This is a genomic window from Psychroserpens luteus (assembly GCF_015319355.1).
GTDB classification, from domain to species: Bacteria; Bacteroidota; Bacteroidia; order Flavobacteriales; family Flavobacteriaceae; genus Psychroserpens; species Psychroserpens luteus.
In genome coordinates, this window is sequence record NZ_JADILU010000001.1 from 83,063 (window position 1) to 96,726 (window position 13,664).

Sequence of the window (13,664 nt, forward strand, 5' to 3'; positions counted from 1 at the left end):
TTAAACTATATCCAGATATAGTTAACGATTAATACAAATGAAACCAATGAACTATAAACATATTACTCTAACTATTGGCATTTTATTGTGCGCTTTAGTTTCTTTTGGACAGGATTCAATTCCGAATAAAAAAGAAATAAAAAGACTCACAGAAGCTGATTTTGTTGAAGGAGAAACCTACGTGGTTGATACTATTATTGATGGCAAAAACTTTTTTAAAAAGAGCATCAATATTAAGCCACAAATAGATTCTATCCAAAACCAAAAACTAAAAGATCATCCGCTTGCTGCAGAAATTGATGAAAAATGGCTAGAAGAATTATACAGCAATGTATTGTTTGATAGTATTTATGAATCTGTTACAAACCTCAAATATGATCCAGTTGATTATCCAGAGTTAACTACAGATACGCTAAAAGCAAGATTAAAACGCCTTAATGCAAGAACACCTTTTAATGTTGAGTATAACGAATCTCTTGAAAGTGTTATCAAATCTTATTTAAAGCATAGACGTCATTCTATGTCGCGATTAATGTCTTTAAGTCATTACTATTTTCCACTGTTTGAAGAGTCTTTAGATAATAATGACATTCCGTTAGAAGTAAAATATTTAGCGATTGTAGAATCTGCATTAAAGCCAAAAGCACGATCTAGAGTTGGTGCAACTGGTTTGTGGCAATTTATGTATGGAACTGGAAAAGAATATGGACTTAATGTAAGTAGTTATGTTGATGAACGTAGCGATCCAATAAAATCAAGTAAGGCAGCTAGTGAATATTTAGCACGATTATATAGAATATTTGGTGATTGGGATTTAGCGTTAGCAGCATATAATTCTGGTCCTGGAAATGTATCTAAAGCGATTCGTCGTTCAGGAGGTTATAAAAATTATTGGAATATTAGAAAACACCTTCCACGTGAAACAGCAGGATATTTGCCAGCTTTTTTAGCAACGATGTATATTTTTGAATATGCCGAAGAGCATGGTTTTAAAGTACAGCCACCTCAATATCATTATGTAGAAACAGATACGATTCATGTAAAACAGATGATTTCTTTAGATCAAGTTTCAGAGTTGGTCGAGGTGCCAATTGAGGAACTTCAGTTTTTGAATCCGTCTTATAAGTTAGACATCATTCCGTATGTAAAAGGAGAAGATTATACATTGCGATTACCACGTGAAGCTATAGGTCGATTTGTAACTAATGAAACCGAGATTTATGCTCATGTTACTGCCGAAATGAACAAGCGGGAAAAACCGCTTCCGCAGTTATTTGATGCAAAGAGTAAAACAACGTATCGGGTAAGATCTGGAGATTACCTTGGTAAGGTTGCTAGAAAATTTGGAGTTAGAGTGAGTCAACTTAAACAATGGAATGGTTTACGAAGCAATAATTTAAAAATTGGGCAACGATTAACCATTTATCCTAGGAATCCAAATACATCTTCTAGCAATAAAGTAAGTTCTACTAAACCTAAAAAAGTCATAAATACTGCAGGTAAGTCGACCTATAAAGTTAGAGAAGGGGATTCACTTTGGAGTATCTCTCAAAAATTTCCAGGAATTTCTGTTCAAAATATTAAAGAATGGAATGATATTAGTAGTAATAAATTGAAAATAGGGATGACTTTAGTGGTCTCAAAATAAAAGAACTCAATAAACAAGAAAAAATGATCAAGAACGTATTAGGGATTTTGTTAATTGCTGCTGTATTTTTTGGATGTGGTGATGGTGAAGAAAAGAGATATGTCTCTGCTTCTTCTGGAGACATTAATAGTATTGTAGTGGTTTCAGATAATTTACTATGGGAAAACAATGTTGGTGAGGCGATACGAGATATTCTTGCAGCATCTGTTGAAGGGTTGTCTAAAGATGAGCCACAATTCTCAATGAGCCAGATGCCTACAGAGGTGTTTACTGGTTTTGCGAAAAAAAACAGAACGGTTTTAAAAATAGAAAAAGGTAAAGAAGCTGCAACTCAAATTGCACGAGATGCTTATGCAAAACCACAAACTTTAGTGGTTATTTCTGGACAAACTAATGATGAGATTATTGAACAGATAAAAGAGAATTCGGCAAAAATAATTAACGCATTTAAAAAAACTGAAATTACTGAACGTCAACGTAGAACAAGTAAGTCATTATTCGACGATTCTCAAATTAGAGAAAACTTGGGTGTGTCTTTACAATTCCCGACAGCTTATAGAATTGCAAAATCTGAAGATAATTTCTTTTGGATTAGAAGAGATATTGAAACTGGAAATGTTGATTTATTAGTTTATGAAGTACCATTATCAGCAATAAGAAAAGGGGATAGCGCAGTTGTTGATGTGGTTAGAGTAAGAGATTCTATTGGTAAAATTCATATTGAAGGCGCAATAGAAAATAGTTATATGGCTACAGAACCAGCATTTACTCCTTTTATTAGTGATGCTATTATTGATAATAAACCAGCTTATGAAACTAGAGGACTTTGGGATTTAAAAAATGCGTTTATGTCTGGACCTTTTATAAATTATGCTATTGAAGATAAAGTTAATAATCGTTATATCATTGCCGAAGGTTATGTATTTGCACCATCTATTGCAAAACGTGATTATGTGTTTGAGCTAGAATCGATTATTAAATCCATAGCTATTAAATAAAATATTAAGAAAATATACAGTAAAAAAGAAAGCCAACGATTTATCGTTGGCTTTCTTTTTATGGGTTTGAAATTTACCTATTTTTCTTTTTCAGTTGAGGTTGTTCCCTCTTCTTCTTTGCTGGCATCTTTAAATTCTTTGATACCACTTCCAAGACCTCTCATGAGTTCAGGGATTTTCTTTCCTCCAAACAATAATAAGACCACAACAACGATTAAAATTATTTGCCATGCTCCAGGTGCTAAAAATATGCTTGATGCTATCATAATATTCTATTTTGAACTGCAAATTTAATAATTATACTTCAAATTAAACGTTTATTGTGAAACTTTAAGATTGGCAAATCAAACTTGGACTTATTTTATTTAATTTTGTAGAACAATGGCAAAAAAAGAGAAAGAAAAAAAATTCAAGAAAAAACTACTTCATAAGTATCGTTTAGTCGTACTTAATGAGGATACTTTTGAGGAGCGATTCGCTATAAAATTAACGCGTCTTAATGTATTTGTTATTGTATCTTTAGGAACAATTCTATTGATAGCAGGTACGATTTTCCTTATCGCTTTTACATCTTTAAAAGAATATATTCCAGGCTATTCTTCTACTGCTTTAAAGAAACAAGCTACAGTTTTAAATTATAAAACAGATTCTTTACAACAAGTCATAAATCTAAATGAACAATATTATTCTTCAATTAAAAAAGTGTTGACAGGTGATGTAGCTTCGGTTGAGTTTAATCGAGATTCTATTATTGATGCAGCAAGTATAGATGCAAGTCAATTAGACTTAAAGCCTACTAAAGAAGATTCTTTACTAAGAGACTTGGTAGATAAAGAAGATAAGTATAATGTGTTTGAATCTACTATTTCATCCACAAACTTTGTGTTGTTTCCTCCTGTAAACGGAACAATCTCTGAAGGTTATAATATCAAAGAGAAACATTTTGCAGTTGACATTGCTGTAGCAAAAGATACGCCTGTAAAAGCAACTGCAGATGGCACTGTTATTTTTGCAGAGTGGACTGCAGACACAGGTTATGTTGTTATTATTGAGCACAGTTACGAACTCATTTCTGTATATAAACACAATGCGTCAATTACTAAGGAGCAAGGTGATTTAGTAAAGTCTGGAGAGGTTATTGCCATGGCAGGAAATGCAGGAGAATTGACGACAGGACCGCATTTACATTTTGAACTTTGGAATAGAGGTTATCCTGTTAATCCAACCAACTTTATAGACTTTAATTAATGATTTCTCTTAAATCTACATTAGCAAAACTCTTCGCAAAAAACGTTAGAAAATCTGTATTAAGGTGGTCTAACAAGCCTGTTGAAACTCAAAACAAGGTTTTTAAAACATTAATTAAAGAAGCGTCACATACTCAATTTGGTAAAGACCATGATTTTAAGTCTATAAAAACGCATCAAGATTTCATTGAGCGCGTTCCTATAAGAGATTATGAGGATTTAAAACCTTACGTTGATAAAGTGGTTGCAGGAGAAGAAGATATTCTCTGGAAAGGCAAGCCATTATATTTCGCAAAAACATCTGGTACGACTTCTGGTGCAAAATACATTCCGTTAACAAAAGAGAGTATGCCAACACATGTTGAAGCTGCTCGAAATGCGATCTTAATGTATATTGCTGAAACCGGAAATAGCAAATTTGTGGATGGAAAAATGATTTTCTTGCAAGGAAGTCCGATTCTCGAAGAAAAAAATGGAATTCAACTTGGGAGATTGTCAGGAATTGTAGCACATTTTGTTCCTAAATACCTTCAAAAAAATAGAATGCCATCTTGGGAAACTAATTGTATAGACGATTGGGAAACTAAGGTTGAGGCTATTGTAGAAGAAACGCTTCCTGAAGATATGTCTGTTATTTCTGGAATTCCTTCTTGGGTTCAAATGTATTTTGAGAAGATCAATGCTAAGACAGGTAAAAAGGTAGGCGATGTGTTCAAAAACTTCAATCTTTTCATTTTTGGAGGTGTTAACTATGAACCTTATCGCGCTAAATTTGAAAACCTAATTGGTAGAAAAGTAGATAGTATAGAATTGTATCCTGCGAGTGAAGGTTTTTTTGCATTTCAAGATCAACAGAACAAGAAAGGAATGTTACTTCAGTTAAATTCTGGAATGTTTTATGAGTTTGTTGAGGCTAATCATTTTTTTGACGAGAATCCTAAACGTCTAACGATTTCCGAAGTAAAAATTGGTGTCAACTATGTGATGATAATTTCTACTAATGCAGGTCTATGGGCTTATAATATTGGAGACACAGTGGAGTTTACATCTACAAAACCTTATAGAGTCATAGTTTCTGGGAGAATTAAGCATTTTATTTCTGCTTTTGGTGAGCATGTGATTGGTAAAGAAGTTGAACATGCTTTACAGGAAGCAACGAGTGATTTAGGGATTAGTGTTTCTGAGTTTACGGTAGCTCCACAGATTAATCCTGAGTCTGGTTTACCATTTCATGAATGGTTCATAGAGTTTGATAATGAACCTCAAGATGTGAAAGAATTGGCTACAAGAATAGAAGCTTCGATGCAGAAACAGAATAGTTATTACTATGATTTGATCTTCGGAAATGTGCTACAACCATTAAAAATCTCAACAATTAAGAAAAATGGGTTTCAAGATTACATGAAATCTATTGGGAAATTGGGTGGACAGAACAAGATCCCAAGGCTTTCTAATGACAGAAAAATAGCAGATGCTTTATACAGTCAAAAATTAATCAAATAATACTATATTTGTCCGCAAAGACTAGCACTAATGCATAAGAGAAAAATTCACGAAAGAACGAGAGCCCAAGAGAGCTCAAATGCCATTGAGAGAATGTACATAACGATGCGACATTTATTTAATCGCGGGTTTTATAAGCCAATGGGAGTTTCAGGTGAGACACTTAGAGAATCTTTATTGTTATTACGACCAGAAATTTACGGTTCCATTTCCGAAGAAAAAGCAGAATTAGAAGGGTTACTATATGTGATTGATCGTTTACCAGAAGGTATTGAGGAATGCACATTCATTAATCTTACTAGTGATGAAGGGTATGGTAATTCACATTTCAAGCCTATAATTCCACCAAAAAGACGTCGTAACTGTTATCGTATTGATGCAGAGCAGATGAATATCGAAATTACACGAGGACGCTCAGAAATCTACGATATCCTAACACACCTCACTTTTTTATTTATTGAGTCTCACAAAATAAGTAAACGCGTTTTAATAGACGAAGAGGGAAGAACAACACGAGATTGGATTAAATTAGAGAAAGCGGTACTTTCTAAAAAGAAATTAACGCAGCCAGAACGAGAAATAGCAATTACACATACTGCAAATATTTTAGGTAGAACATTTGAAGAGCTTACTAATGCTCATACAAAATTTGCTACTAAAGCACAACCAGAACGTTTACTTCATATAGTCTATTGGTTAGGTAAGCTTGCTATTGAAGAAGTTGTTAATAATAACAAGAGAACAGTTACTTTTAGCCCAGTTTTAAGAGAACGATTAGGACATCATATTCATGGAGAAATTTGGGCAGATAATATTAAGGAAGTACTTCAAAAGAATAACTTATTAGGTCGTCCAATACATGTTATAAGTGCCAATATGCACAGTGTAATGAATTCTATTTTTGCTCCAATTGCATTAAAAACAATGACAGCAAAAAAAGATATTTTTGATGTTTATGAAGCAATAAGCCAAAAGGATAATGAAACTTTACGCAATAAAATTACAAAAGAGGCGTTGCAGAGTGGAATGACTTACATAAAAGATGCATCTGGAACCAATATAGATGTTCAAATATTTGATACCGATAAAATTGATTTTTCTAAAACAGATTTAGAGATTGAAAGTTCATTTAAAAATGTTGAAAAGCCAGTCATAGTTGTTATGGATTATGCTTTTGGAGAGCAGGCTTATGAAACCATTGATGAACTATTAAAACCTTATACGGTTGACGGTGAAAAAGTGCATTTAAATGTGGAGTCGGTTTCTATCATGGGTAAAGCAGGTATTTTAGAAGGAGGTAAAGGTGATATTATGATCCCTTCTGCACATATTTTTGAAGGTACAGCAGATAATTATCCTTTTGACAATGAGCTCAGTAAAGCAGATTTAGAAGGTCAAGGTGTAAAAGTCTATGAAGGTGCAATGATTAGTGTTTTGGGAACATCACTTCAAAACAAAGAAATACTAAAGTTCTTTTATAATTCAACATGGAATGTGATTGGATTAGAAATGGAAGGCGCACATTATCAAAAAGCAATACAAGCAGCATCAAAAGTTAGAGGTAGTATAAACCCTAATGTAAAAGTGCGTTACGCTTATTATGCAAGTGATAATCCATTAGAAACAGGAAGTACTTTAGCGTCTGGAGGTTTAGGCACCTCTGGTGTTAAACCAACTTACTTAATAACAAGAAAAATATTGCAACAGATATTTAATAAATAATATATAGACATGAGTGAAAATTTACCGAAAAAACAAGATTCAGAAGAAATTGACTTAGGTCAATTGTTTAATGCAATCGGTAACCTTTTTGAAAGGTTTTATAGATTTATAAAATCCATATTTAAAGGTGTTTTATCATTAATTGTTTATGTAATTAAAGCTATAGTTGATAACTTTAAGGTTATTAGTGTTGTGTTATTGTCCTCTTTTGCATTAGGTGTTGCAATAGAAAAATTCAGAGAGCCAGTTTATTATTCTGAAATGCTAGTTAGACCTTATTTTGAGTCTAAATATCAATTAGTTTCAAATATTGCTTACTTTAACTCTTTACTAGAAAACAAAAACACTGAGGCACTAGTTTCAATTTTTCAGATTAAAAGTGAAGATGTAGACGCTATTAATGAGTTTGAAATCAGTATTGGTCCAGAAACAGAGAACAGTTTGTTACAAGATTATGATAAATACATCAAATCAATAGATAGTATTCGAGCGCAAGAAGTAAGTTTTGATGATTTTGTGGAGAATAGAGATTTATATTCAAGTGATATATTTAGTATTAGAGTAGAATCAAGTAAAAATGATATTTTTAAGAGTTTGTCTCAAGGTATAAAGAACACTTTTTCTAATGAATATTCAAAAAAATTAATGCGAGTAAGAGATTCCACTATCTCCATAAGAAAAGCAGCATATATTAAAGACTTAAATAAGATAGATACACTTCAACTAATGTATTTAAAGATTTTAGAAAAAGAATCTGAAAAAGGATCTTATGGTATTGGAGTAGAAGGAATGTTCCCTTTAACTCAAGAGCGAACAACTACTAGGGAGTTTGAATTATTTCAAAATGAAATTAGATTAAGGGATTCAATTCGTGTTTTAGATCAGAAAAAAATAGAAGAAAATGTTTATTTCGATGTTTTAACAGATTTTTCTGAAATTGGGCAAAAATCAAATAACATTGAGAAGAAATATTCGCTAATCTTCCCTATTTTAGCTTTATTACTTTTGTCCTTAATGTATGTTTTAACTAAAATAGTAAAATTTACTAAAGAGTATGAGGCATAAAACTATTTTAATAACAGGTGGAGCAGGTTTTATTGGATCAAATTTTATAACTTATTTTTTAAAACAAAATCCTAATACTAAGATTGTAAATTTAGATAAGCTCACTTATGCAGGTGAGCTCTCTAATTTAAAGGAAGTCTCTTCTAATAATTACAAGTTTGTAAAAGGTGATATTTGTAATATAAATTTAATAATAAGTCTATTCATAGAGCATGATTTTGATGCGGTAATACATTTTGCTGCGGAATCCCATGTAGACAATTCTATAGAGAAACCTGATGAGTTTATTAAAACTAATATTGTTGGTACGTTTAATCTTTTAGATGTATCTAAAAACTATTGGATGGATGCGCCAAATCAATATAAAATAGGCTATGAATCTAGTAGGTTTCATCATATTTCAACAGATGAAGTTTATGGTGCATTAGGAGATACAGGACTGTTTACTGAGCAAACACCATATGCACCAAATAGTCCATACAGCGCGTCTAAGGCCTCATCAGACTTTATTGTTAGAAGTTACTTTCATACTTATGGAATGAATGTCGTAACGACAAACTGTTCTAATAATTATGGACCAAAACAACATGATGAAAAGTTGATTCCTACTATAATTAGAAAAGCAATCAATGGAGAGCAAATTCCTATTTATGGAAACGGAAAAAACATAAGAGACTGGTTATATGTATTAGATCATTGTAAAGGCATAGATTTAGTTTTTAATAATGGTGCCTCAGGAGAAACATATAATATTGGTGGACATAATGAAAGAGATAATCTATATATCGCCAATAAAATATGTGAAATATTAGATGAAAAATATCCCAAAGCAGAATCTTATAAAAAACAAATATCCTTTGTCAAAGACAGGGTTGGTCATGATTTTAGATATGCAATAGATGCCTCTAAAATAGAAAATGAGCTCGGTTGGAAAGCAGATGAAAATTTTGAAACGGGAATAAAAAAAACAATTGATTGGTATATAGACAAATATAAAAATGTATGAAGGGAATTATTTTAGCAGGAGGCTTAGATACTAGACTAAATTAATTAACAACCTTAATGTCTGAAGATGAAATCATTTTTTTAGATAAAGACAAAGAATTATCAACGCTTTCAAAATATTTAAATGAAAAGTAGAATTTTAGTTACAGGAGCAAATGGACAATTAGGTAAAACTATTAAAGAAATTTCGAGCGATTTTATCAATTCAATTGATTTTGTTTTTGTAGAAAAATCAGAATTAGACATTACCAATAGTGAGAGTTTAGAGCTTTACTTTCAATCAAACAAATTTGATTACTGTATTAATTGTGCTGCATATACAAATGTTGATTTAGCTGAAACTGAAATCAAAAAGGCTTTTGATGTTAATGCTAACGCAGTAAAAAATTTAGCTGTCAATTGCAACACTTATAATACAGTTCTCATTCATGTGTCAACAGACTATGTTTTTGATGGTACAAAACAGTCACCTTATATAGAAACCGACATAACAAACCCTATAAACGTTTATGGTGAGTCTAAGTTATTAGGGGAAGAACATATTAGAAAACATCTTGACAATTATTTTATTATAAGAGTCTCCTGGCTATATTCAAAGTTTGATAAAAACTTTGTAAAAACAATTTTCAATAGACTTAAAGAGGACGAGAAATTAACGATAATTACCTCTCAAAGAGGTACTCCTACAAGCTGTCATGATTTATCTTATTTCATTCTTTTTTTAATTACTAATGCGATTAAAAATTTTGGGACTTATCATTTTTCTGCTAAAGGAGAGACTACATGGTATGGATTAGCACAATATATATCAAAGTACTTAAACAAAAGTACAAATGTCACACCAATAAAAGATTATCCTACTAAAGCTAAACGACCATTTTATAGTGTAATGAACAACAGCAAGGTAGAGCAGCTTTATGGTAAGCCACTGACAAAATGGGAAGAATGTGTTGATGAAGTTCTTGAAAATTTACCTCAAGAGTAAGAAAGTCTTATTAACTAGGAAATAGGAACAAAAATCATACATTTGCAAATCATTAAATCCATCCTAAAAGGATTGTTTAATATTTTAAACTTTAAGAAATGCAAAAGAAAATAGCCCTAATTACAGGAGTTACAGGACAAGATGGAGCCTATTTAAGTGAGTTTTTGTTAAAAAAAGGATATATCGTTCATGGTGTAAAGAGAAGATCATCTCTTTTTAATACCGATAGAATAGATCATTTGTATCAAGATCCTCATGTGGAAAATCAGAATTTTATTTTACACTATGGCGACCTAACAGATAGTACTAATCTTATTAGAATTCTTAAAGAAGTACAACCTGACGAGATTTACAACCTTGCTGCAATGAGTCATGTACATGTTTCTTTTGAAATGCCAGAGTATACAGCTAATGCAGATGGTATTGGGACATTACGTCTGTTAGAAGCTATTAGAATTCTAGGATTAGAAAAAAAGACAAGAATTTATCAAGCATCTACGTCAGAACTATACGGTAAAGTGCAAGAAGTACCTCAAACAGAAACGACACCTTTCTATCCAAGAAGCCCATATGCGGTTGCTAAAATGTATGCTTACTGGATAACTGTAAATTACCGTGAAGCTTATGGTATGTATGCTTGTAATGGAATATTGTTTAATCATGAATCACCAATAAGAGGAGAAACGTTTGTTACAAGAAAAATTACAAGAGCAACCTCAAAAATAGCTTTAGGATTACAAGATAAAATCTACTTAGGTAATTTAGATGCTCAAAGAGATTGGGGACATGCTAAAGATTACATTAGAATGATGTGGATGATTCTTCAAGCTGATGAAGCTGAAGATTGGGTAATCGCTACCGGTAAAACTACAACAGTGAGGGATTTTATTAAAATGTGTTTTAATCACGTAGGAATTGAACTTGAATTTAAAGGAGAAGGCTCAAACGAAAGAGGTTATATTAAGTCATGTAGTCAGCCAGAATATCAAATTGAGATTGGTAAAGAAGTTATTTCAGTAGATGAAAAATATTTTAGACCAACCGAAGTAGAATTACTTATTGGTGATGCGACAAAGGCCAGAGAAAAATTAGGTTGGATTCCTAAATATGATTTACCAGCATTAGTAGAAGATATGATGTCTAGTGATGTTAGATTGATGCAGAAGCAACAATACCTAAAAGATGGAGGTTACAGAATCAAAAATTACTTTGAGTAGTACTTTATGAATAAAGAATCTAAAATTTATATAGCTGGTCACCGTGGTTTAGTAGGAAGTGCATTATTAGAGAACCTTAAACAAAAAGAGTTTAATAATATTATTACTAAAACTCACAAAGAACTTGATCTTACAAATCAAAATGAGGTTTCAGAATTTTTTTCTTCGGAAAAACCTGAATTTGTATTTCTTGCTGCTGCAAAAGTTGGAGGTATCATTGCGAACAATGTTTACAGAGCAGATTTTATATACGCTAACTTGATGATTCAAAATAATGTGATTCATCAAAGTTATAAGCATGGTGTGAAGAAGTTACTTTTCTTAGGAAGCACATGCATATACCCTAAGAATGCACCTCAACCAATGAAAGAAGATTATCTTCTTACAGATACTTTAGAATATACAAATGAGCCTTATGCAATAGCTAAGATTGCAGGTATAAAAATGTGTGAAAGTTATAATTTACAATATGGGACCAATTTCATCTCAGTAATGCCAACTAATCTTTATGGACCAAATGATAATTTCGATTTAGAAAAATCTCATGTTTTACCTGCGCTCATAAGAAAGATACATTTAGCTAAGTTACTTAATGAAAATAATATTGAGGCTGTTTTAAAGGATCTTGATCTATCAAATATTGAAGATGCAAAAGCGTATTTATCTTCATTTGGAGTTTCCGAAAACAGTGTAGAAATTTGGGGTTCTGGAAAGCCAAAACGAGAATTTTTGTGGTCAAAAGATATGGCAGATGCATGTGTGTTTATTATGGAAAACAGAGATTTTAAGGATACGTTTTCCGAAGAAAAAAAAGAAATTAGAAACACGCATATAAATATTGGTACTGGAGAAGATATTTCTATAAAGGAATTAGCAGAAAAAATAAAGAGCATTGTTGGTTTTAAGGGAGAGCTAATTTATAATACAGAAAAACCTGACGGTACACTCAGAAAACTCACAGATGTATCAAAGCTCAATGCCTTAGGCTGGAAGCATAAAATGGAGTTAAAAGACGGAATAAATAAAATGTATGAGTGGTATAGAAATAAATAACAATTTAAAAGTTGCTATTGAAGCTTCTTTAAAGGCAGGAGAAGTTATTATGCAAGTGTATGACACTGCTTTTGATGTAGAAATTAAAGATGATAAATCTCCTCTAACTGAGGCAGATAAAAGAGCTAATGATATCATTAACTCTTTTTTAATTACTACACCAATTCCAATTATTAGTGAAGAAAACAAACAAACCGATTATACTATAAGAAAAAATTGGAGCACATGTTGGGTGGTTGATCCTGTTGATGGCACTAAAGAATTTATCAAGAGAAATGGTGAGTTTACAGTAAATATTGCATTAATAACCAATCAAAAACCTGTTTTAGGAGTTATTTATGTCCCTGCTTCTAAGACTCTTTATTTTGCTGACAATGTTAAAAATAAGGCTTATAAAATTGAATTAACTTCACACGATACTTCAATATCACATATTTTAGAAGGTTCAAAAGAACTTAAACCTAAAAACAATAAGAGTAATTTGGTTGAAGTTGTTGGCAGTCGTTCTCACATGAGTCAAGAGACTTTAGATTATGTAGATGATCTAAAAGCTAATGGTAAAAATGTAGAAATAGTTTCTAAAGGAAGTTCTTTAAAGTTTTGTTTAGTTGCAGAAGGTAGCGCTGATGTTTATCCTAGATTTGCTCCTACGATGGAGTGGGATACTGCTGCAGGACAAGCGATATGTAATGCAGTAGGTGTTAAGGTTATTTCAAAAGAAACAAATCAATCATTGTTGTACAATAAGCAAAACCTGTTAAACCCGTGGTTTATTGTAACTAAATAATGAAAGACCAGTCGCGTAAAAGACATATTGCTAAAACCATTACTTGGCGAATTGTAGGTACAATTGATACCATAATTCTCTCATGGATAATATCTGGTGACCCAATGATTGGTTTAAAAATTGGATCTGCCGAAGTTGTTACAAAAATGCTATTATACTACTTTCATGAAAGAGCTTGGTTTAAAATAAATCTTTCTAAAGAAGGAGAGGTGCTTGAAAGCAGAAAAAGACATATAGCTAAAACGTTTACTTGGAGACTAATAGGTACCGTTGATACAATGCTTATTGCTTGGATAATTTCTGGAGATCCATTAACAGGATTAAAAATAGGATTTGCTGAGGTTATTACAAAAATGTTATTGTATTATTTCCATGAACGTTTTTGGTATAAGTTAAACTATGGGCTTTCTAAAAGGAATAAAGAAGATATATAA

Annotated in this window: 13 protein-coding genes; 12 read left to right on the forward strand and 1 reads right to left on the reverse strand. The window is 31.9% G+C overall.

Annotated features, from left to right (window positions below; all coding sequences use genetic code 11):
* Positions 1-46 precede the first annotated feature (46 nt).
* Both IM744_RS00400 and IM744_RS00405 read left to right on the forward strand, forming a co-directional pair.
* Positions 47-1,648 (forward strand): LysM peptidoglycan-binding domain-containing protein, encoded by a 1,602-nt coding sequence (locus IM744_RS00400; protein WP_241738263.1) that lies wholly within the window; start codon positions 47-49, stop codon positions 1,646-1,648.
* Between the two features lie 23 nt (positions 1,649-1,671).
* Positions 1,672-2,646 (forward strand): DUF4837 family protein, encoded by a 975-nt coding sequence (locus IM744_RS00405; RefSeq protein ID WP_206694451.1) that lies wholly within the window; start codon positions 1,672-1,674, stop codon positions 2,644-2,646.
* A 77-nt stretch (positions 2,647-2,723) separates the two neighbouring features.
* On the opposite strand, the gene tatA is transcribed toward IM744_RS00405, so the two are convergent.
* On the reverse strand, positions 2,724-2,912 hold the full coding sequence (tatA, locus tag IM744_RS00410) for a twin-arginine translocase TatA/TatE family subunit (RefSeq protein ID WP_194506110.1): 189 nt from the start codon (positions 2,910-2,912) through the stop codon (positions 2,724-2,726).
* A gap of 115 nt (positions 2,913-3,027) precedes the next feature.
* Between tatA and IM744_RS00415 the strand changes: the two genes are divergently transcribed.
* From IM744_RS00415 to IM744_RS00460, 10 genes are all read left to right on the forward strand, one after another.
* Positions 3,028-3,894: a M23 family metallopeptidase gene (locus tag IM744_RS00415; RefSeq protein WP_194506111.1), complete on the forward strand. Its 867-nt coding sequence runs from the start codon at positions 3,028-3,030 to the stop codon at positions 3,892-3,894.
* Positions 3,894-5,396, forward strand: coding sequence for a GH3 auxin-responsive promoter family protein (locus IM744_RS00420; RefSeq protein ID WP_194506112.1), 1,503 nt, complete (start codon positions 3,894-3,896; stop codon positions 5,394-5,396). Before IM744_RS00415 ends, IM744_RS00420 begins: the two co-directional genes overlap by 1 nt.
* A 30-nt stretch (positions 5,397-5,426) precedes the next feature.
* Positions 5,427-7,118 (forward strand): DUF6909 family protein, encoded by a 1,692-nt coding sequence (locus IM744_RS00425; RefSeq protein WP_194506113.1) that lies wholly within the window; start codon positions 5,427-5,429, stop codon positions 7,116-7,118.
* Positions 7,119-7,127: 9 nt separating this feature from the next.
* Positions 7,128-8,183, forward strand: a complete 1,056-nt coding sequence (locus tag IM744_RS00430) for a hypothetical protein (protein WP_194506114.1) — start codon at positions 7,128-7,130, stop codon at positions 8,181-8,183.
* Positions 8,173-9,189 (forward strand): dTDP-glucose 4,6-dehydratase, encoded by a 1,017-nt coding sequence (rfbB, locus tag IM744_RS00435; protein ID WP_194506115.1) that lies wholly within the window; start codon positions 8,173-8,175, stop codon positions 9,187-9,189. Before IM744_RS00430 ends, rfbB begins: the two co-directional genes overlap by 11 nt.
* Before the next feature lie 123 nt (positions 9,190-9,312).
* Complete coding sequence (rfbD, locus tag IM744_RS00440) at positions 9,313-10,173, forward strand: dTDP-4-dehydrorhamnose reductase (protein WP_194506116.1); 861 nt, start codon at positions 9,313-9,315, stop codon at positions 10,171-10,173.
* Between the two features lie 98 nt (positions 10,174-10,271).
* Positions 10,272-11,390, forward strand: a complete 1,119-nt coding sequence (gmd, locus tag IM744_RS00445) for a GDP-mannose 4,6-dehydratase (RefSeq protein ID WP_194506117.1) — start codon at positions 10,272-10,274, stop codon at positions 11,388-11,390.
* Positions 11,391-11,396: 6 nt separating this feature from the next.
* Positions 11,397-12,443 (forward strand): GDP-L-fucose synthase family protein, encoded by a 1,047-nt coding sequence (locus tag IM744_RS00450; protein ID WP_194506118.1) that lies wholly within the window; start codon positions 11,397-11,399, stop codon positions 12,441-12,443.
* Positions 12,421-13,230, forward strand: a complete 810-nt coding sequence (gene cysQ / locus IM744_RS00455; RefSeq protein ID WP_194506119.1) for a 3'(2'),5'-bisphosphate nucleotidase CysQ — start codon at positions 12,421-12,423, stop codon at positions 13,228-13,230. Before IM744_RS00450 ends, cysQ begins: the two co-directional genes overlap by 23 nt.
* Positions 13,230-13,664, forward strand: a complete 435-nt coding sequence (locus tag IM744_RS00460; protein ID WP_194506120.1) for a DUF2061 domain-containing protein — start codon at positions 13,230-13,232, stop codon at positions 13,662-13,664. Before cysQ ends, IM744_RS00460 begins: the two co-directional genes overlap by 1 nt.

What these genes read in the sequence shown, in the direction of transcription:
- IM744_RS00460 (WP_194506120.1), top strand. Translation starts at nt 13,230, where the DNA reads ATGAAAGACCAGTCGCGTAAAAGACATATTGCTAAAACCATTACTTGG.
- gmd (WP_194506117.1), top strand. Translation starts at nt 10,272, where the DNA reads ATGCAAAAGAAAATAGCCCTAATTACAGGAGTTACAGGACAAGATGGA.
- IM744_RS00420 (WP_194506112.1), top strand. Translation starts at nt 3,894, where the DNA reads ATGATTTCTCTTAAATCTACATTAGCAAAACTCTTCGCAAAAAACGTT.
- IM744_RS00430 (WP_194506114.1), top strand. Translation starts at nt 7,128, where the DNA reads ATGAGTGAAAATTTACCGAAAAAACAAGATTCAGAAGAAATTGACTTA.
- cysQ (WP_194506119.1), top strand. Translation starts at nt 12,421, where the DNA reads ATGAGTGGTATAGAAATAAATAACAATTTAAAAGTTGCTATTGAAGCT.
- tatA (WP_194506110.1), bottom strand. Translation starts at nt 2,912, where the DNA reads ATGATAGCATCAAGCATATTTTTAGCACCTGGAGCATGGCAAATAATT.
- IM744_RS00450 (WP_194506118.1), top strand. Translation starts at nt 11,397, where the DNA reads ATGAATAAAGAATCTAAAATTTATATAGCTGGTCACCGTGGTTTAGTA.
- rfbD (WP_194506116.1), top strand. Translation starts at nt 9,313, where the DNA reads ATGAAAAGTAGAATTTTAGTTACAGGAGCAAATGGACAATTAGGTAAA.
- IM744_RS00415 (WP_194506111.1), top strand. Translation starts at nt 3,028, where the DNA reads ATGGCAAAAAAAGAGAAAGAAAAAAAATTCAAGAAAAAACTACTTCAT.
- IM744_RS00405 (WP_206694451.1), top strand. Translation starts at nt 1,672, where the DNA reads ATGATCAAGAACGTATTAGGGATTTTGTTAATTGCTGCTGTATTTTTT.
- rfbB (WP_194506115.1), top strand. Translation starts at nt 8,173, where the DNA reads ATGAGGCATAAAACTATTTTAATAACAGGTGGAGCAGGTTTTATTGGA.
- IM744_RS00400 (WP_241738263.1), top strand. Translation starts at nt 47, where the DNA reads ATGAACTATAAACATATTACTCTAACTATTGGCATTTTATTGTGCGCT.
- IM744_RS00425 (WP_194506113.1), top strand. Translation starts at nt 5,427, where the DNA reads ATGCATAAGAGAAAAATTCACGAAAGAACGAGAGCCCAAGAGAGCTCA.